This window comes from Streptomyces sp. NPDC005408, from assembly GCF_040606445.1.
Classification (GTDB): Bacteria; Actinomycetota; Actinomycetes; order Streptomycetales; family Streptomycetaceae; genus Streptomyces.
Window position 1 is genome coordinate 161,980 of sequence record NZ_JBEXEX010000001.1, and the last position, 19,193, is coordinate 181,172.

The 19,193-nt window shown below is 70.7% G+C and carries 11 protein-coding genes; 4 read left to right on the forward strand and 7 right to left on the reverse strand.

Features of this window, described 5'->3' with window-relative positions; all coding sequences use genetic code 11:
- The first annotated feature begins 186 nt into the window (after positions 1-186).
- Positions 187-1,338 (forward strand): DUF2330 domain-containing protein, encoded by a 1,152-nt coding sequence (locus ABZS64_RS00740; RefSeq protein WP_355821598.1) that lies wholly within the window; start codon positions 187-189, stop codon positions 1,336-1,338.
- Positions 1,339-1,369: 31 nt separating this feature from the next.
- A complete protein-coding gene (locus ABZS64_RS00745; RefSeq protein WP_355821600.1) occupies positions 1,370-2,041 on the forward strand; it encodes an O-methyltransferase in 672 nt (223 codons plus the stop codon).
- A gap of 87 nt (positions 2,042-2,128) precedes the next feature.
- Here ABZS64_RS00745 and ABZS64_RS00750 read toward each other — a convergent pair whose 3' ends face one another.
- Complete coding sequence (locus ABZS64_RS00750) at positions 2,129-2,542, reverse strand: DUF3291 domain-containing protein (RefSeq protein WP_355821601.1); 414 nt, start codon at positions 2,540-2,542, stop codon at positions 2,129-2,131.
- Positions 2,543-2,627: 85 nt separating this feature from the next.
- Between ABZS64_RS00750 and ABZS64_RS00755 the strand changes: the two genes are divergently transcribed.
- Both ABZS64_RS00755 and ABZS64_RS00760 read left to right on the forward strand, forming a co-directional pair.
- Positions 2,628-3,248: a MerR family transcriptional regulator gene (locus ABZS64_RS00755; protein WP_355821603.1), complete on the forward strand. Its 621-nt coding sequence runs from the start codon at positions 2,628-2,630 to the stop codon at positions 3,246-3,248.
- A gap of 236 nt (positions 3,249-3,484) precedes the next feature.
- Positions 3,485-4,435 (forward strand): AfsR/SARP family transcriptional regulator, encoded by a 951-nt coding sequence (locus tag ABZS64_RS00760; protein ID WP_355821605.1) that lies wholly within the window; start codon positions 3,485-3,487, stop codon positions 4,433-4,435.
- Positions 4,436-4,502: 67 nt separating this feature from the next.
- On the opposite strand, the gene ABZS64_RS00765 is transcribed toward ABZS64_RS00760, so the two are convergent.
- From ABZS64_RS00765 to ABZS64_RS00790, 6 genes are read right to left on the reverse strand one after another with little or no spacing between them, the layout of a single operon-like run.
- Positions 4,503-5,807 carry an FAD-dependent oxidoreductase gene (locus tag ABZS64_RS00765; protein ID WP_355821607.1) on the reverse strand — a complete coding sequence of 435 codons (1,305 nt, stop codon included), beginning with the start codon at positions 5,805-5,807 and terminating at the stop codon, positions 4,503-4,505.
- An 8-nt stretch (positions 5,808-5,815) separates the two neighbouring features.
- The gene (locus ABZS64_RS00770) at positions 5,816-6,562 is read right to left on the reverse strand and encodes a 4'-phosphopantetheinyl transferase superfamily protein (RefSeq protein WP_355821609.1); all 747 of its coding nucleotides are present in this window, start codon (positions 6,560-6,562) and stop codon (positions 5,816-5,818) included.
- Between the two features lie 20 nt (positions 6,563-6,582).
- Positions 6,583-8,376, reverse strand: coding sequence for an acyl-CoA dehydrogenase family protein (locus ABZS64_RS00775; RefSeq protein ID WP_355821611.1), 1,794 nt, complete (start codon positions 8,374-8,376; stop codon positions 6,583-6,585).
- 9 nt (positions 8,377-8,385) lie between these two features.
- Entirely contained in the window at positions 8,386-10,092 is a 1,707-nt protein-coding gene (locus ABZS64_RS00780; RefSeq protein ID WP_355821613.1) for an acyl-CoA dehydrogenase family protein, read from the reverse strand.
- The gene (locus tag ABZS64_RS00785; protein WP_355821615.1) at positions 10,089-11,714 is read right to left on the reverse strand and encodes a PfaD family polyunsaturated fatty acid/polyketide biosynthesis protein; all 1,626 of its coding nucleotides are present in this window, start codon (positions 11,712-11,714) and stop codon (positions 10,089-10,091) included. The genes ABZS64_RS00780 and ABZS64_RS00785 overlap by 4 nt, the downstream gene beginning before the upstream one ends.
- 44 nt (positions 11,715-11,758) lie before the next feature.
- Positions 11,759-19,165, reverse strand: a complete 7,407-nt coding sequence (locus ABZS64_RS00790) for a beta-ketoacyl synthase N-terminal-like domain-containing protein (RefSeq protein WP_355821617.1) — start codon at positions 19,163-19,165, stop codon at positions 11,759-11,761.
- Positions 19,166-19,193 lie beyond the last annotated feature (28 nt).

Consider the following 19,193-nt stretch of genomic DNA (forward strand, 5'->3'; position numbering starts at 1 on the left):
GCCTCCCCTGCGTTGTGTCGTCCCGGATCGTTGTGCCGTCCGGGATTTGTGGTCCGTTGAGGGTCGCACTGCTCCATGAAGGAGACTCAGGCAACCCCCTCTTCGCCTGAGTGTCACCCCGTTTTGACTGAATATCTCGCTGAGCGGCGCTGGAACCGTGTGATCCACGGCGTCGTCAGAGCAAGCATGCGGGGGAACATACAAGACTTCAGGCGTGGCCACATACCGGGTCGTAAGCGGCAGAAGATTCTGTTGGTGGTGCTGGCACTGCTGGCCCTTCAGCTCGGATCGCTGATCAGCCCGGCGTACGCCTGCGGCTGCGGGGCGATGGTCCCGGACAGGGGGTCCCACATGGCCGTCGACCGGGAGACATCGGTGGTCGGCTGGGACGGCCGTACGGAGCAGATCGTCATGCGCTTCACGGTTGACGGGGACGCCCCGAAGGCCGCGTGGATCATGCCCGTGCCCAGCCGGGCGACGGTGGAGCTCGGCGACGGAGCACTCTTCGACGAGCTGGAGACGCTCACCGGGCCCGAGCACCGCAAGCGGTACCACTTCTGGCCACGGGACAAGGACTGGCCCTTCGCGGGCTCGGACACGGACAGTGCGGGCGCTCCGGCGCCGAGCGCCGGGGCCCCGGTGGGCGTGGTGGGGCGCGAGCGCCTCGGCGATTTCGATGTCGCACGGCTGACGGCGACGGACCCTTCGGCGCTGCGAAGCTGGCTGGAGAAGAACGGCTTCGAGCTCCCGGACGGGCTGGCCGCCGAGCTGAAGCCGTACGTGGCGCAGAAGTGGGAGTACGTCGCCGTGCGGCTGGCGCCCGAAGCCGAGGGCGCGGTGCTGCGCGGCACGCTCGATCCGCTGCGGCTGCGGTTCGCAAGCCAGAAGCTGATCTACCCGATGCGACTGTCGCGGCTCGCGAAAACCGCGCAGTCGCTCGGCCTCTACGTGCTCGCGCCGCACCGGATGGAGCCACAGAGCTGGATCGGCGGGAACCGGCCGGTGGTGACATACGCGGGCAAGGTCGAGACGGACGGGCCGCTGGCCGGGCTCGCGGGCAGCGGGGAGACCTTCCTGACGGCGCTGGACCAGAGCTTCCCCGAGCCGAAGCGGATCGACGGCGACCATGAGCTGCGGGCCTCGGACGCGGACACCCCGTTCCGGCGCGTGGTGTACGAGGACGAGCTGCTGACGGCGGGCGGTGTGCCGGTATGGCTGCTGACGGTGGGCGGGAGCCTGGCGGTGCTCGTGGGCGCGGGGGTGTGGCGGGCGACGGCATGGCGAAGGAGGCCGGTGGTGCCGCCTCCGCCGGTTCACGCGCCGCCGCCGTTGTCCTGAAAGCCGCGCTTGCCTGAAATAGCGTGGACGTATGACCCAGGAGCAGTGGAACGCAGTCGACCGCTATGTCACCGATCTCCTCGTACCCGCCGACGAAGCGCTGACCGCGGCGCTCGCGGCGAGCGAGGCGGCCGGTCTCCCCGCCATCAATGTCGCGCCGAACCAGGGCAAGCTGCTGCATCTGCTGGCCGGGATCCAGGGGGCGCGAACCGTGCTCGAGATCGGCACGCTGGGCGGCTACAGCACGATCTGGCTGGCCAGGGCGCTGCCGGAGGACGGCAGGCTGATCTCCCTGGAGTACAACCCGGGCCACGCGGAGGTCGCCCGTGCGAACCTCGCGCACGCGGGCCTCGACAAGATCGCCGAGGTCCGCGTGGGCCCGGCCCTGGAGACCTTGCCGAGACTGGTCGCCGAACCGGGCGCGGGGCCGTTCGACCTGGTCTTCATCGACGCGGACAAGCAGAGCAACCCGCAGTACGTGGAGTGGGCGCTGAAGCTCACCCGCCCCGGCAGCCTGATCATTGTCGACAACGCGATCCGGGGCGGCGCGGTGGCGGACCCGGAGAGCACGGACCCGGGGGTCGTGGGGACGCGGCGGATGTACGAGCTGGTGGCGCGGGAGGCGCGGCTGGAGGCGACAGCGGTGCAGACGGTGGGCGTCAAGGGCTGGGACGGCTTCCTGCTGGCGCGCGTGGTCGCCTGATGCGCTCAGGCCCTGTCCGGTCGGGACCGGACAGGGCCTGTGTTGTGTGACCCGGCCCGGGGACGGGGGCGACCCCGGGCCGGGAGTTCAGGCGCCGCTCTCCGCGTCGGCGCGAGCCTGCTCGTCGATGCGCCGCTTCGCGTCCTTCCAGGAGATCGGCAGCTCCTCCACCGGCACCTCCCAGAACGTGAACGTCGATCCGCTCATCGTGGACCGCAGGCCGGTCATCACGCTCTTGTGGGGCTCGGTCCGCGCGTACCTGTACAGCGCGTCCCTGTCCTCCCACGCCGAGAGCGTGAAGAAGACCCCCTTCAGGAGCCGGGCCTCCAGGGACGCCCCGAGCGCTCCCGGCGCGGAGCGCACCTGGCCCCAGGCGGAGAGGGACTTCAGGAAGAAGCGCGGCACGTGTTTCTTGGACTTCACCTCAAGACGCGAGGCCATCACGAAGGCGCGGGTGTTGGGTCGGGCAGGGTTCGGCGTCGTCCAAGGAAGAGTCGGCACGGTATCCTCGCATCCACAGTTGGTGAGTGGCAGTATCTATATTAGACAGTAGGGCTGCCCAATTGCCAGTGGGAAGCGGGATCAGGTGCGAATTTCCGAGTTGAGCCGCCGCAGCGGGGTGTCCACTGCCACGATCAAGTACTACCTGCGCGAAGGGCTGTTGCCGCCAGGCCGGCCCACGGCCGCGACCCAGGCAGAGTACGGAGAGTCGCATGTCCAGCGGCTCCGGCTGATCCGCGCTCTGATCGGGGTGCGCGGACTGACCGTCAGTGCCGCGAAGGACGTACTCGACGCCATCTCCGAGGTCGAGACCGACACCCATGAACTGCTCGGGCTCGTCTTCGGCGTCTGGCCGGTCGCCGGCGCCAAGGACGAGGACCCCGACCCCGACAACTCCGAAGTGAGCGCGCTGCTGGCCGAGATGGGCTGGAAGGTCACGGAGCACAACCCGGCCCGGCATGTCATAACCCAGACACTGCACACCCTCAGATCGCTCGGTATGGACTACGACTGGCAGTCCCTCATCCCCTACGCACAGCTCGCCGGGAAGACCGCCGCCCTGGACCTCGATCAGCTCCAGGATCCGGCCGATCCGATCGAAAAGGCCGAGCGTGCCGTCCTGTTGACGTTCCTCCTCGAGCCGGCGCTGCTGGCCCTGCGCCGGCTCGCGCAGGAAGCCGAGTCAACCGTCCGGTACGGCGGCTGACCGCTCCCCGCGAGGAGCTTGTGCCGACCACTTCACCACGCCGCGCCCGCGCGTACGTGAGTGATCAGTACTCACTTGGCTGGAAAGTCACGTGCCCCGAGCGACGCCGCACACCCCGGTCGGGGCGGCGAAGGTGAGTACCCGCGACTCAGGCCCGGCCTGCCGCCCGGGTGGTCTGCTCGTGAGCTGAACGCAGCACGGCGAACGCCGTGGACAGCGCACGGGGAGGCAAGAGCATGCAGTTCCGGATTCTGGGCTCGCCCGAGTTGTACGACGAGAAGCGGCACCGGCGCATACCGCTGACCAGTCCCAAACAGAGACTGCTGCTGGGCACCCTGCTCTCCCGCCCCAACTCCCCCGTACCCAGGGAGCGGTTGATCCGGGAACTGTGGGGCGCACTGCCGCCGCTGAAGGCTCGCAACACGCTCAACGCCCATGTTTCCGGGCTCCGCAAGGCCCTCCTCGATGTGGAGCCCGAGCGGGCCGGCGCACCGCGCCTGGTGGCCCGGGCCGCCGGCTATCTCCTGGAGGCCCGCCCGGCGGAGACCGACAGTGGCCGGTTCTGCCTGGCGGTGGCACAGGCCCAGCGCATCGCGCCGGACGATCCGCAGGGCGCGTACGACTCGCTGCGCAGGGCGCTCGGGCTCTGGCGCGGTACCGCACTGGAGGGCGGCTCCCACGGTCCCGTCTGCGCGGCGCTGGTCGCCCGACTCGAGGAGGAGCGGCTGCAGGCTCTGCAGATCCTCTTCGACTGCGCCCTGCGCGCCGGGGAGCACCGTCGCATCATCCCGGAGCTCGAGGAACTGACCGCCGCCCAACCGCTGCGCGAGCGCTTCCACGACCAGTTGATGCTGGCACTGTGCCGCTGCGGGCGCGGGGCCGACGCGATCCGTGTCTATACGCGGGCCCGTCAGCGGCTCACCGCGGCGCACGGCGGTACCCCGCTGCTGACCGCCCGCCTCGAGCAGATCAGTGTGCAGGCCCCCGCGTTGTTCGCCCCGGAGAGGGAGGGGCCGGACGGCTGGGCACGCGCTCATGTGCCGGCGCCCTCGGAGGGGAGAGGGGAAGTCGCCCGGCTGCGACGGGAGATGAACCAGATCGAGGCGGAGCAGCAGACGGCCCGGTCGGTCGTCGGCTATCTGACGAACATTCTCAGCGGGCAGGCTCTGCGCACCGGCGGCGCGTGATCCCCCACGCACAGAGCGCCCCTGTGTACCGGATGCGGTACGCAGGGGCGCTTTGTGTGTCGAGCGATCAGAGTTCGCGGATGAGCTGGGCCGCGATCTCCATTCCGGAGGAGTAGCCCGCCTCGTGGGAGCCGATCTGGTCAACGCCGTGCCGCTTGGCGTGGAAGTAGGACCCGCACAGCTTCACGCGGGTGCCCTCGTTCACGTTGTAGATGTCGTTCTGCATTTCGCGCACATCGACATTGATGATCGGGTGGGTGTAGGGGAATTCGGCGATCACCGTGTCCGGGTCGACCTCTCCCGGATAGTCGAGCGTGACGAAGTAGTCCTTCTCGGCCGTGAATCCGTGCAGCTTGTTCATGTAGTACGCGACGTACGTCTTGGGCTGTCCGCCGACCTCGACCTTGCCGTAGTTCCAGGCCTCCCAGCGGCTCTTGTCCTCGGGCACCACCGAGGGGTCCGTGTGCAGGATGACCGTGGAGGAGTTGTACTCCACCTTGGAGAGCACCTCGTGCTGGCGCTCGGTGGGGTTGTCGAGCATCGCGAGCGCCTCGTCCGCGTGGGCGCCGACCACGACGTAGTCGAACTTCTCGCTGCCCTTGTCCGTGGTCACCGTGACGCCGTCGGCCTCCTGGTGGATACGGCTGACGGCCTCGCCGGTGCGGACCTCGGGGCCGATCGCGGCGATCGCCTTGCGTACGTAGGAGACCGAACCGCCGCCGACGGTGCGCCAGTCCACGTGCCGGCCGCCCAGACCGCCCTCGTCGTGCCCCATGAAGAAGGCGATCGCGGTGCTCGCGGGCATCTCCCAGATCAGCTCGGCGGGAATCGACCAGACCGCCGAGCAGAGCAGGATCACATACGAGTGACGGAAGGCCTGGCTGTATCCGCCGCGGTCGAGGTATTCGCCGAGCGGAATGTCGGCCCGCTTGCGGACGAAGTCCTTGCGGCCCTCGGTGTGGAAGCGCCTGGCCTCCTGCCAGATGGTCAGGAACTCCTCGGAGTAGCGCCCGGCCACCTCCTCCTCACTCAGGCCGAGCTCCTTCGTGCCGTACTCGAGACCGGAGTCCAGGTCGAAGAAGTTGAAGGCCCCGCGGTGCTCGACCGCCTCGACTCCCAGCTCGTCGAAGAATTCGCAGAGGTTGGTGTAGGCGGGACGGTTGAAGACGACGAACGCCGTGTCGATACCGAGGATCCTGCCGTTCTCCTCGACCTCGACGGTGTTGGCGTGTCCGCCGAGGCGGTCCTCCCGCTCGAAGACGGTGATACGGGCGCGGTCGCGCAGGTGATACGCGGCGGAGATGCCGGCGACGCCGGCACCGACGATGGCGACACGTGGGGTGGTGGGCTGCGGCATGAGCTTGTCCTTCATGGTCGGTCTCATACGTACGAGATGTCGGAGAGCGAGGAGTCGAAGAGCGAGAGGTCATAGAGGTCTGTGCGGCGCAGGGCTCCTGGCCGCCCGTCCTCTGTGGCGACGGCCAGGACGTGCCCCGGGCCGGGATGGAGCAGGTCGAACCACCAGCGGGCATCGGTCCCCGCCGGCTGCTCCGGGTCGTGAACGGCGATACGGTCCGCGGCGCGGGGCGCGAAGGAGAATCCGCCGAGGCTCCGGGACAACCCGGTGCCCAGGGCCTTGAGATACGCCTCCTTCAGCACCCAGAACTCACCGGCCAGGGCCGCGCGGACGCCGGGAGCGGCGGCGGCGAGCTCCGCGCGTTCGGCGGGGGCGAGCCGGTGGCCGAGATGGGACACCAGCTCGGCCCGCGCGGGAGTGGGGCCCACGTCGACACCGCATGCGCGCCCCTGGGTGACGACGCAGGCGATGAGGCCCTCGGTGTGGGAGAGATTGAACCTCACGCCCTCCTCGTCCGGTTCGGGTTCGGGACGCCCGAAGCCGCCGATACGGAAGCGCCACCGGTCCAGTGGACGGCCGGTGCGGGCGCTGAGCGCGTAACGGCACAGCAGCCGCGCACCGAGGTACCGGCGCCGCGCACCCGCAGTCAGCCGTCGTTCCATCGCGGCCTGCTCCTGCGCCGTGAGCAGCCGTGTGCCGCCCAGCGCCGCGGCGAAGTCGTCCACGGCACGCTCGGGCAGGAGCCACAGGAACGTCGGGTCGGGATGCATGGGCGTCGGTCCCCGGCCGGTCAGAGTCGCGTTGCGGCGGCGTCGACGGTGCGCTCGGCGAGCGGGAACTGCCAGTGCGAGAAGAGCAGGTTCTCGCGATGCAGATGACGCAGTACGCGCATCACCTCGTCGATGACGGACTGGTCGGTGACGGACTCCTGCGGGTAGAGGTGCTTGCGCAGCCGTTCCAGCTGGAGCAGCAGAAGAGCGCCGCTGGGCAGCGGGTCCTCCAGCGCGTCGTGCGAGTGGACGAAGGTGAGCACGCAGGCCGCGGTGGCGTGGAGCAGGCAGTACTCCTTGGACAGCTCGAACAGCTCGGTCGACTGGGCGTAATCGCGGCCCAGTTCGGCCTTGAGCGCCGCGGCGCGCTCCGCCATCGTGCCGGCCCGGCCGAGCAGTTCGCCGGCCACGTCGGCCGCCTTCAGCAGCCAGTCGCGCTCATTGCCCTTGACGTCCTCGGCCAGGACGCGCAGGCTGCGTACGCCGTCGGGTCCGGCGAGGACCGCGTCGTCGAGCCCGCGGCTGAACATCTCCTGCTTCACCGGCTCGTACGGCGGCAGGCCGCTGTCCATGCCGAAGAGGGTGGCGGCGTTCTCGGCCGATGCCTGAAGGACCTCGGGGGCGGCACTGCCGGCGCTGGTCAGCAGAGCGTTCAGCTGCTGGCCGATGTTGCGCAGGTTCACCACGGTGTTGCCGTCGGCGAAGTTGGCGACCATGAGGTCACGCAGCATCTTCTGGTGCATGCCGTAGTGCGGGTGGTCCCGCAGGAAGAAGCGGGCCCCGAGGACCACGTTCAGCTGCGACATGGTCTTTTCCAGCAGCGTCGGCACCAGGTACTTGACCACCGACGACCACACGCTGATCTGCTCGGGCGCCGCCTGCAGTGCGCGCACCGCGCCCAGGCTCACCGCGTCGGCCAGCATCAGATCGGCGAAGGCCTCCGTCAACTGGCGGCGGCTGTAGGGGACATCGCTGACCGTGCCGCCGAACAGCACGCGGACCTCGGTGAAGTCCAGGACGAGCCGCAGCGCCGTGTCGGTGGCCGACATCGCGAAGCTGCTGATCACGGCGCGTGCCAGCTGGCCGGACTTGAGTGCGAGCTCCAGGCCCTGGCCCTCGGCTCCGATCCGCGCCGAGTCGGGGACGAAGGCCCCCTTCAGGCGCAGCCCGCTGAGGTCGAGGGCGCGCAGCCCGTGCAGCTTCTCGACGGGCAGTTCCTCGACCGTTTCGGGGTCGAGGAGCCACTTGTCCACCATGAGGATGGTGTGGGCGGCCGGGCCGCCGCGCTTGCCGGTGCGGGCGTGGACGGCGACCTTGTCGCAGACGGTGGCGTTGCCGATCAGCCACTTCTCGCCGGTCAGCAGATAGCCGCCGTCGACCTTCTCGGCGGTCACCTCGTTGGCGAGCAGATCGCTGCCGTGTTCGCGTTCCGTCAGTCCCCAGGACAGTCCGCGGCCGCGCTGCATCTCCTCGATCAGACCGCGCTTCTGCTCGTCGGTGCCGCCCACCCACGCGGGCAGGAAGCCGAGGACGTTGATGACCAGGGCAGTGGCCGTCGTGACATCGCGGCGGGCGACGAGCCGCATCAGGTTGAAGCCGGTCTCGATGTCGTCGGCCTTGGCGCCGTGTGCGGCAGGAAGGGTGTGGTCGAGGACGCCCCAGCGGCGGAGCTGGTTGACGAAGGCGTGCGGGTACTCCTGGTTCTCGTCGTGGTCCAGCACCCGGGTGAAGGGGATCCGGCTGCCCGCGTCGTGCGGGTCGCCGAGGTGTTCCTCCAGCCGCGCGGCCAGCGCGGTCAGGTCGGCCTTGGACATGAAGAACTCCTATCGGGTGGTGGCCAGTCGGACGGGCAGGGCGGAGAACAGCCGGTCGGTCTCCCGCAGCGCCACGACGGCGTCGAGCGCAGGTGTCAGTACGGCCCCGTGCCGACGGGGGTCCACACCGTCGGCACGGGCGAGGAGGTAGCCGAGCGTCGCGCCCAGCCAGCCGGCGGAGCCGGGCTCGGTGTCGTACAGCGACCGGTCCCGGTTGGCCCACCACAGGTGGACGCAGGACGCGGCTGCGTGCAGCCAGGCGTACCGCTCGGCGGCGTCCACCAGCGCGTTCGGGTCGGCGCCGCGCTCCCGTGCGGCCCGGGTCAGATCGCCGAGCCCGGCCACGGCCTCTGCCAGCTGCCCGACCAGCTCGACGACCGGGGCCGCGCTCTGGTCGTCGTCCAGGGCATCGGACACGTCCGTGGCGGCGTCCGGGAGTCCGGCGAGCACCGGATCGACACCGCGGGCGAACATGTCGAGCCTGGCGGGTTCGTACGCGGGCAGCTCCGCGTCGAGCGAGTAGACCGCGGCCACGGCTGCCGGGTCAGGTTCCCCCGCACCCTCCGTCAGCGTGGGCAACTGGCCTGCAAATGAACGGAGGTTGGCCTGGGTGCTCGCGTCGATCACCCGGACCACCGCCGAGTCCCGCTGGAGCTTCTGGAACAAGCCCGCCCCCCGCTCGCCCTCACGCAGGACCGAGCGGGTGGCGAGCACTGTGCCGCAGCGGCGGATCAGCTCGTCGGTAGCCTCCGCCACTACGTGTTTGGCGGCCAGTGCCCAGACGCTGAACGCCTCGGGCACCACATGGACACCGCGGGCGGCGGTCAGCGCCACCACGTCCGCTGCCAGCAACGCCGAGGCGGCGACGGCCAGTTCACGCCGGGGGTGCGGCGACTCGGTGAGGACCGCGCGGCCGATCGTGCGGGTCGTGGCGAAGTCCAGCGCGAGCCGTACCGCCGTGTCGGCGATGCCCAGGCTGCCCGCCATGCTCATCAGCCGTACGGCCTGCTGGGCCTTGACGGCCGCCTCAAGTCCCTCGCCCTCCTTGCCGACCAGCGCCTTCTCGGGCACCATCAGGCCGTTGAAGCGCAGCCGGGCGAGGTCGATGCCGCGCATGCCGCCCGTACGGACGGCCGGAGTGCGCTCCAGCTGTCCGTCGGGGATGTCCGCCAGGTCGAGGAGGACCGCGGAGAAGGCGCCGGGGCCGCGCTCACCGGTGCGGGCGATCACGTACACCGCCTCGCAGCTCATGCCGAGGCCGACCATCCACTTCTCGCCGTTCAGCTCCCCTTCCGGGGTCAGCCGGACCTCGTTGGTGAGCAGGTCGCTGCCGTGCTCCGCCTCGGTGAGCGCGAAGGCCACGGCACCGCCGCCGGTCAGGATCTCCGCCGCCCGGCGCTGCTGCTCCGGTGTCCCGTGCAGTTGCAGACAGGTCGCGGCGATGATGCTGAACATCGTGCCGGGCATGATGTTGACGTCCCGGCGGGCGGCGGCCCGTACCAGGGTCAGACTGCGGTCGAAGGACTCGAGCGCGCCGCCCCACTCCTTGGGCAGGTAGTTGAGGTGGAAACCGGCCCGGCGCAGCAACTCGCAGAGCGCGGTGGGGAATTTGTCGCGCTCGTCGCGCTCGACGGCGGCGGCGAAGCCGTACGGATTGGTGTTGTCGCCGGGGTCGCCGAGCAGCGCCTCCAGCTCCTCCGGGGTGAGCAGGGTCATCGCATACCCGCCGGGGAGCCGTGCGCCGGGGTCTCCAGCGGCACCGGGCGGTAGTCGCCCGCCGTCGACGGAATGTGCACACCCGCGCTGCGCAGCTGGGCGAGCCGGGTGTGGAAGGCGGCGCCGAGCATGAGGTGGTGGGCCACATCGGCCACCCGCCGGTTGCCCGGGGTCTTCAGATAGCTGCCGGTCACCCAGTCGTTGAAGCTGCCCATCGCCGGGCCGCACCAGATCTGGTAGTCCATGGCGCGGTCCTTGTCGCCGACGACCGCCCAGCGCGACGACATGCCCAGGTACCAGCGGAAGACCAGCGCCATCCGGCGCTTGGGGTTGCCGGCGGCGCGGGTGAGCTGCTCCGGGTCGCGCCGCTCGAAGTAGCCGACGCACTCCTGCCAGACGTCCTCCAGCGGCCGCCGGAAGACCTGCTGCTCCAGCTTGGCCCGGTCGGCGGCGGGGATCGACTCGAGGCCGTCGTACGCCTGGTAGATCTGGTAGAGCCGACGGGCCCGCATCGGGAAGAGCGTGCCCTTCTTCAGGACCTGGAGGTCCACCCCCATCTCGAACATGTCGGCGGCCGGCGCCATGTCGACATCGGCAATGCCCGCCTCGGCGAGCATCGCCTTGGACTCGGTGGACGCCCCGGACTCCAGGCAGGACTGGTTGACGGAGCCGGTGACGACATACGCGGCACCCATCGCGAAGGTCGCGGCGACCGCGACCGGTGTGCCGAGGCCGCCGCCGGCCCCGACCCTGATCGGCACGGCGTAACGGTGCTCGCGCTGGACGGTGTCGCGCAGCCGCAGGATCGTCGGCAGCAGCGCGGGCAACGGGCGCCGGTCGGTGTGGCCGCCCGAGTCCGCCTCGACGGTGATGTCGTCGGCCAGCGGCACATGGTGGGCAAGTGCGGCCTGGTCGTGGGTGATCAGGCCCTGCTCCAGCAGGGAGCTGACCAGGGTGGCCGGGGCCGGGCGCATGAAACGCTCGGCGGTCTCGGAGCGGGAGATCTTGGCGATCAGCCGGTTCTCGGCGACCACCCGGCCGTCCTGGTCCGTGCGCAGTCCGGCCAGCCGGTAGCGGACGACGTGCGGGGTGAGGTCCATGAAGGCGGACGCCTCCACGCATCGCACGCCGTGGCGCAGGAACAGATCCACGGCCTCCCGCTCGAGACGGTCCTCGCTGGGACTGTGAATGAGATTGACGGCGTACGGAAGTCCCGGGATCTCGGCGGCGAACCTGCCGAGCGCCTTCTCGATGGTCTCGGGCAGCAGCCCGGCCGCACCGTAGGAGGCGAGGAAGCCCTCGCGGGCGAGGGCGATCACCATGTCGGCCGAGGCGATCCCGCCGGCCATCGCACCCGCCATGTACGGCTGGCGCACCCGGTGGGCGGCGAGGAAGGCGGCCGAACCCAGCCGCTGCGGCGGCAGCGGCTGGGCGGCGGCGAGCAGCGGCAGGCCGTCGCCGCCGCCGGTCACGGAGCCGCCGGAGACGGCACCGATCCCGTCCGGGGTGACGACGACGAAACAGGGCTGGTCAAGGTCGGCCAGCGCGTTGTAGATCCCGGCCGGGTCGGTGCTGGGGTACCGCTCTCCGGTCCACCGGAGAGGGGTCTCGCGAATATCCATGGGGAAACGAAGCTCCTTGGGCTGCGCGGGGCGCGGGCGGGCCGTCAGGCGGTGGTGGAACGGACCTCGATGGCCACGTCGGTGAGTTCGTAGATGCGCAGGCCCGGCTTCGAAAGATCCGCGTCGGCAATGATCAGCAGGCGGTCCGCCTCGCGCCGGACCTCCTTGATGTGCACGTCGAACTGGAGCTCGCGGTCGTGGCGCAGGATCTGGCCGCGGTACTTCCAGGACATCTCCACATCGGTGGCCAGCGCGAAGCGGGGCTGCTCGATGCCGTCGGCGAGCTTCTGGTCGATCACGAAGAGACGCATCGCCTGGAGGATCGCCTCGACGCCGAGCGAGCCGGGCATCACCGGGTCGCGGTGGAAGTGGCAGTCGAAGTACCACTCGTCGGGGCGGATCTCGCGGTACCCGTGCAGATAGCCGTGGCCGTGCCGGCCGCCGTCCTCGACGACGTCGACCTGGTCCACGAGCGCGAACCGGCCGCCGGGCAGTCGCAGACGGCCGCCGTTCGGGTCGGTGAACGCCGGCGCGCCTTCCGGCAGTTCGATCCGGCGGACCCTGGACGCGTCGACGTTCTCGGTCTCGATCCACGGAGCGACGTACGTGCCGTTGTCGAGGCCCACCTGGTTGGCGAGGGCCGCGTCGCTGAAGTAGCCGAACAGCGACTCGCCGGTGTAGAAGACCTCGCCGTCGGCGGAGAGTTCGTAACTGAAGTTCTGCAGGACAGCACCGGAGACGGCGCTGGTCATCAGCAGCTTGGAGTGGTGCCGGATGGTCTTGCCGCGCAGGTCGATGTCCTTGACCAGGGTCGCGCGGCCGTCCAGGTTGCGGATCGCGTACTGCTCGTCGGGCCGGGTGAGCGTGGCACCGAGGTAGTAGCCGAGGAAGATCGCCGCCTGGAGGGAGCTCTCCATGTAGACGGCGTTGGGCATGTGCGGGTGGGAGTTCTGCTCGTAGTACCAGGCGTCGGCCGGGGAGTCGTACTCCGTGACCATCTCCGAGCCGGGGCTCAGATCGCCGCGGGTGCCCTTGAGGGACATGACGCGGTCGACGAACTGGAAGGCTCCGTTGGGGATGTACGGTGCGCGGCTGTTGCGGTAGACCTCGAACTCCGGTCCCATCGCCATGTCCAGCTGTCCCTTGGCGGCGTGCGCCAGGTGCAGCTCGTTGATCATCGCCGCTTCGCCGTCGCGGTTGCGGCGGCCCAGGAACTTCGGCACTCCGCCGGCCTCGGGGCGGTAGGGCGTGCCCTCCTTCTCGCGGACCTGGAGGCCGAGGCCCTTCATCTTGATGACCGGCTTGTCGCCCAGGTAGATCAGCACATCGGCGATCACCGTGGCGCGCGGCAGGAGCGTGAGCTCCATGACCTCGACCTCGTAGCGGATCTCCTCGTGCGCCTGGGTGATCTGGCCGCGGACCTGGACCTCGATCGGGACGTCGGTCACGCACTGGAAGGCCGCGTCCGGCAGCGTCAGATGCATGCCTTGGTGCATCAGGTAGATCTGCAGCAGCTGCACCGCGCCCTCGGCGACCAGCGAGCCCGCGAGGACATGGTCGTCCGGGAAGTGGCATGTGAAGTACCAGGCGTCGGGCGTGAGCTTCTTGATCGCGCTGAGCGTGCCGAGGCCGCGCGGGCCTGCCTTGCGGTCGATGGTGACCTCGTCGACCATCCGCAGCTTGGCGTCGGGCAGCCGGATCGCCGGGTTGATGCCCGGGTCCTGGGCATGGTCGGGGCCGAAGACCTCGCCGATGCGGCCCTGGGCGAGCAACTCCAGGTCCGCGGAGGTCAGATGGTTCTTCTCGGTGTACGCGAGCGGCTTGAACCAGCCCTTGGTGAGCTTGGCCCGTTCGGCCTTCTCCTTCTCGGTGATGACGACGCCGAGCGGGGTGTCGAGCTCCGCCTGGCTGAAGAACCCGGCGCAGGCGTCGTGGAGTTCGAGGATCAGCTCACCGTCGGCGTAGCACTTGTAGCTGAAGAAGAAGAGCGTGGTGTCGCCCTGGTGGACGAAGCGGTCGATGGAGATGTCGTAGCGCAGGGTCTGGCCGACGCGGGGCAGATTGCCGCGGAAGATCAGCGTGCTGTCGAGCAGCCGGTAGACGCGCTCGCCCTTGTTGCGGAAGTCGATACCGAGGTAGCTGACGAGCAGCAGGTCGCACTGACCGGCCTCGACGGTCACGGCCGGCGGCACTCCGCCGTCCACGGCGTACCAGGCGTCCTCGGGGACGTCGTACTCGGTGGTGATGGTGGCGGGCTTGAACTCGCCCGTCGTACCGCTGAGTTCGGTGACGCGGGTGACGAAGTGATACGGGGGTGCGGGCAGCCGGACGCGCTTGGCGTACCCGTCGATGACGCCGAACTCCGGGCCGAAGACCTTGGCGACGGAGCCGACGGCGAACTCCAGCAGATCCGCCTCGTCCCAGATCACGCCTTCCTTGATCACGCCCTCCTTGACCTCCCGGTCGGCGGGTGAGGCGGGCGCGGGCGGGGCCGGAGGCGTGGCGGAGCCGCCGGACGCGGAGAGCGCCGCGGGGACGGCGGGGGCCGCCGGAGGCAGGGCCGGGCGGACGGCCTGGTCGGATGCGGCCGCCGTCAGGGCGGGCTGCTGTGCGACGTCGGCGGTGCGCGGGGCGGGCGCCGGGGCCGTGGTGGTTCCGTCGAGCAGCGCCTCCATCCGGCCGAGCGTGGCGCCCTGGAGGATGCGCTGGGTCTCCATCACCACCGAGTGGGTGGCGACCATCTGCCGGCGGATCTCACGGACCAGCTCGGCGGCGGGATCAGCCGAGACGGCGGATGCGGTGGCGGGCGCAGCAGTGGCAGCGGCGGCGGGCGTCGCGGGCGACTGGGGCACGGCGGCGACGGGCACGGCGACAGGCGCCGCGGGCACGGGGCCGGAGGCAGCGGGCCCGGCTGCTCCGGGCGCCGAAGGAGCCCACGGCAGGAAGGAGATCGGGGTGCCGTCGAAGGCGATGACCTCCGCGTCAGCGAGAGTCGGGTCGGCAGGCATGACGGGGTCCTCCGGCGGTACGGACGGGACGGGCACGGGCTGGACAGGGACGTGGGCGGACGGGACAGGGGCGGATGCGGCGGGCGCTGACGTGGGCGCCGTGGCGGAGACGGGCTGGGGTGCCTGAACCGGCTCGGCCACGGGCCGGGTGGCCGCGATACCCCGGGCGACGCGCGCGGGCACCGGGTCACCGCCGCCGACCCGGAACCGGGAGGCGCGGGCGGACCTGGCCGGGGCCTCGTCGGCGGTGCCCAGCAGCGGGCTCAGATCCAGCTCCAGACCGTGGCCGACCAGACGGGCCACGAGCTGGGCGACGGACTTCGTGGCCGGCGCCCCGCGCCGGTCCACGGGCAGCGCGACATGGGCCGCGTCGCCGAGCGTGTCGTGGATCCAGCGCGAGCAGGTCGCGCTGGGGCCGACCTCCAGGAAGTAGCGGAATCCACGGTCGTGGGCGCCTTGCACAAGACGCGGGAAGTCGATCGGGGAGCGCAGGGTGTGGGCGATGCGCCGCGCGATCTCCTTGCGGTCCAGGCCGGGAAGCGCCTCGTAGTCGTAGGCGCTGAACAGCTCCAGATCGCCGAACGAGCCGGTGGGGTAGTCGTTCAGACCGGCCAGGCCGCCGACTTCGGCGTCCACGACCGGGCAGTGCATGACCGCGTTGACGGGAGAGCGCGCCGCGGGGCAGCCCAGTTCCTTGACGAGGGCCTTGCACTGGGCCGGATCTCCGGCGATCACCAGCTCGTTGGGCGTGTTGATGTGCGTGAGGTGGACCCGGTCGTACCGGGTCAGCGCGTCGCGCACGGTGTCCGCGTCGGTGAGCAGCACATGGCTGGCCCACACCTCGCCGTCGGGGACGGACTCGGGCAGATCCCAGTACTCGCGCACCGTACGCTTCGGTCCGCACAGCCGGTGCTTGAAGATCGGCGTATCGCTGATCAGCTCGTCGCGGCGGCTCTCGGGCAGCCAGCCGCGGGTGGCGAAGAGCATGCTCGACTCGCCCAGGCTGTAGCCGAATCCGCCGTGCGCTTCGACGCCGAGCACCTCCCGGACCAGGTCCGTGTAGAGGATCGCGAAGCTGGTGCCGGTGGCGAGCATGAAAGGGATGTCCTCGCCCAGTCCGGCCTCAAGGCCCATCAGTTCACGCCGCCCGGGGGTGATCTGGGTGCGCGGGTAGAGCGAGGGCGAGCGCAGATGCCGCGCGGGCTCGTCCGCCAGGCTCTCGAACCGGTCGAGGAGCCCCGGGAAGGCCCGGAAGAAGTCCTGGCCGAGCCCGGGGTAGGAGTTGAACGCACCCGGGTAGACCAGGGCGACCTTGCCGTCGGGGCCGATGGGCCGGGCGGTGAAGAAGCTCCCGGCCGGGGTTGCCCACTCGCCGCCCTCGGCGTTCACGGCGGGCAGATCCCGTACGGCGAGCGCCAGTTGGGCCCGCAGCTCGGCGCGGCCCCGGCCGACGAAGACCGCGCGCAGCTTCTTCCTGCCCGCCAGCTCCTTGGCCGCCTCGCGGGCGAGAGCGTACGGATCGGCGACTTCCAGCAGCTCCACATGCTGCTCGATCGAGGCGTGCAGCGCCTCGAAGGAGTCGGCGGCGAGGGGCAGTACGACGGGGCCGCCCGCGCACTGCCAGTCCGACTCCGTGGCCCTGCCCCGGGTGGCGTCGGCGGAGAGCACGAGATGGCCGTGCGCGCCGGAGGCGCCGATGAAGCTGACCGCCGCGTACCGGCGGGCGTCCTTGGTCTCGCGCAGCCACGGACGGGACGCGTCCGGGACGTACAGCGCGGAGGCCGCGAAGTCGTCGGCCAGCTCACCGTCGGGGCGGCTCCAGCCACTGGTGCCGGGCAGGTAGCCGTGGTGCAGGCAGAGCACGGACCGGATGAGCCCGGCCATGGTCGCCGCGCAACCGGCGTCGCCGATCTGCGCCTTGGCGCTGCCGAGGGCGACACTGCCGCCGTCGGCCGGGTAGACCCGGGCCAGGGCGGCGATCTCGGCACGGTCCTGGAGCTCGGTGCCGCCCGCGTGAGCCTCCAGGTAGCCGATGTCCGCGGCCGTGACACCCGCGGCGGTCAGTGCCGCTTCCGCGGCGGCCGTCAGGGTCGCGGCGTCGGCCTCGGGCACCGCACCGTCCACCGGTGCGGCATGCCGGATGGCGACCGAGTCGAGGCGCGCGTACACCGGTGCCTGGGACTCGCCGGGCCGGGTGACGACGATCGCGCCGGCACCTTCGCCGATACGGCGGCCTCGGCTGCCCTCACCGAAGGTCAGCCCCGCCTCGGCGACCACGTCGGGCCGCAGCAGCAGATTCTCCGCCGAGCCCGCCAGGTCGACCGCGCCGACGAGGACCGCCTCGATGGTGGGGTCGAGCAGCAGCAGCCGCGCGACCTCGAGGGCCTCGGCGGTGCCCGAACCGTCGGAGGAGACGGTGAAGGACGGTCCGGTCAGGTTCCACAGCGACGAGATACGGCTGGCCATGACGTTGCCGATGAAGCTGAGGACCTCGTTGGCGACGATCGGGTCGACCACCGCGTCGCGGCCCACGGCCGTCAGCGCGGCCAGCTGCTCCTCGTCGATCGCGACCCCGGCCCGTGCGAACTCCTCGCGTACGAAGGCCCCGAGCGTGCGGCGGGTGAGCCGCAGATGCGTCATGGGCTCGATCTCCATGGCCACCACGACCGCGATCCGGCGCGGTGCGGGCGCGGTCTGGCCCTGGGACACGGAGCGGCTGAAGCCGGCGTCCTGCAGGGCCGCGTCGGCCACTTTGGTGGCGAGCGCGTGCTGGAGGTTGTACGTCCGCAGGTCCGACGGCGGGATCTTGAGGTCCACCGGGTCGATGCCGAGTCCGTCCACGAAAGCGCCGTGCGGGAGCGCGTCGGGCGAGACGCCGGTGCCGTGCTCCAGCGAGCCGCCCCGGGTCTGGTCGAGTCCGCGCCAGCGGCGTTCGGGCAGCGGGCCCAGTGCGTCGCTGCCCGCGTGGACGGCCCGCTCGAAGGCGTCGAGGGAGTCGAAGGAGCCGAAGTGCGCGCCGAGGCCCACCACATCGAGGGCGGGCACCGCGGCGGCAGCAGCCTCGGTGACCGCCTCCGTGACCGCCTCGTCCGTCGGCTCGGAGAGCACCACATGCGCGTTGGTGCCGCCGAAGCCGAAGGCGGAGACCGCTCCCCGGCGGGGATCCTGACCGCGCGGCCATTCCCGGCCGGTGCGGACCAGAGCGCCGTCGCCGACCCGTCCGTCCTTGGAGGCGACCGGCTGATCGATGCCGATGGTCGGCGGGATGTGGCCGTTGCCCATGGCCAGGATGACCTTGAGCAGACTGCTGAGCCCGGCCACGGTGAGGAGGTGGCCGATGTTGCCCTTGACCGAGCCGATCAGGGGAACCTTGCCCGCGTCGCCGAAGAACGCAGCCACGGAGTCGGCCTCGGTGGAGTCGCCGATGGGGGTGCCGGTGGCGTGGCACTCCAGGTAGTCGATGGTGGTCGGGTCGACGCCCGCCTCCTCGTACGCGAGCTCGTACGACTGGAGTTGGCCGCCACCCTGCGGGACCAGCAGATGCCGTCCGCTGCCGTCGTTCGTCAGACCGATCCCGTCGACGACGGCGTGGATCCGGTCGCCGTCGCGCACCGCGTCGGCCAGCCGTTTGACGGCGACCATGCCCGCGCCCTGGCCGGTGAGGATGCCGCCGGACCTGTCGTCGAAGGGCTGGCTGAAGCCGTCCCGGGGGTAGGCCTGCAGGTCCGAGAACGACAGGTGGATCAGCGTCGGGTCAGGTGCGCACACACCGCCGGCCAGCACCAAATCGGCCTGTCCGGCCGCGAGATGGTCGCAGGCCAGCTTGAGGGCGTACAGGGCGGAGGAGCAGGCGGCGTCGAGCGCGTAGCGGGGGCCGCCGAGGCCGAGCGCGGTCGCGGCGACCGAGGACGGGGAGCCGCTGACCCGCAGGTCCTCCGCCTTCAGTCCGTCGCGGTCGATGCGCAGGTCCTGCTCGGCGAGCGCGCCGAGTGCCGGGTGTCCGGCCCGGCGCAGCCCTTCGAGCACCGCCTCCTGGACCAGCGGCACGCTGACCTGTGCGGAAGTGGGCGTGGGGAAGGAGTAGTTGCCCAGGATCAGCCCGGTGCGGGCCAGGATCTCGGGGCGGTCGGCGTGTCCGCTGTCGCGCAGCGCCTCCCTCGCGACATGCAGGGACCAGTGGAAGATCCGGTCGAGCCCCGCGAGATGGCCGGGGTCGATGAGATAGCCGGACGGATCGAAGTCGAAGTCGGTGATGAAGCCGCCCCGGCTGCAGTAGATGCCGTGCTGCGGGTCGGTGTCCCGGGCGTCGAGGGCGGGGCCGAAGACCTCTTCGCCCCCTTCCTTGCGGCTGTCCGCCCCGGTACGGAGGTTCTGCCAGAACTCGGCAGGGGTCTCCGCTCCTGGAAACAGGCAGGAGAGGCCAACGATGGCGTACTTGCTCATGAGAGCTCTGGGGTCCCTTCTGAGGGGC

Excerpts from the sequence above, each read along its gene's own strand:
- ABZS64_RS00745 (WP_355821600.1), top strand. The coding sequence starts at position 1,370 with ATGACCCAGGAGCAGTGGAACGCAGTCGACCGCTATGTCACCGATCTC.
- ABZS64_RS00775 (WP_355821611.1), bottom strand. The coding sequence starts at position 8,376 with ATGTCCAAGGCCGACCTGACCGCGCTGGCCGCGCGGCTGGAGGAACAC.
- ABZS64_RS00760 (WP_355821605.1), top strand. The coding sequence starts at position 3,485 with ATGCAGTTCCGGATTCTGGGCTCGCCCGAGTTGTACGACGAGAAGCGG.
- ABZS64_RS00770 (WP_355821609.1), bottom strand. The coding sequence starts at position 6,562 with ATGCATCCCGACCCGACGTTCCTGTGGCTCCTGCCCGAGCGTGCCGTG.
- ABZS64_RS00790 (WP_355821617.1), bottom strand. The coding sequence starts at position 19,165 with ATGAGCAAGTACGCCATCGTTGGCCTCTCCTGCCTGTTTCCAGGAGCG.
- ABZS64_RS00785 (WP_355821615.1), bottom strand. The coding sequence starts at position 11,714 with ATGGATATTCGCGAGACCCCTCTCCGGTGGACCGGAGAGCGGTACCCC.
- ABZS64_RS00780 (WP_355821613.1), bottom strand. The coding sequence starts at position 10,092 with ATGACCCTGCTCACCCCGGAGGAGCTGGAGGCGCTGCTCGGCGACCCC.
- ABZS64_RS00740 (WP_355821598.1), top strand. The coding sequence starts at position 187 with ATGCGGGGGAACATACAAGACTTCAGGCGTGGCCACATACCGGGTCGT.
- ABZS64_RS00765 (WP_355821607.1), bottom strand. The coding sequence starts at position 5,807 with ATGAAGGACAAGCTCATGCCGCAGCCCACCACCCCACGTGTCGCCATC.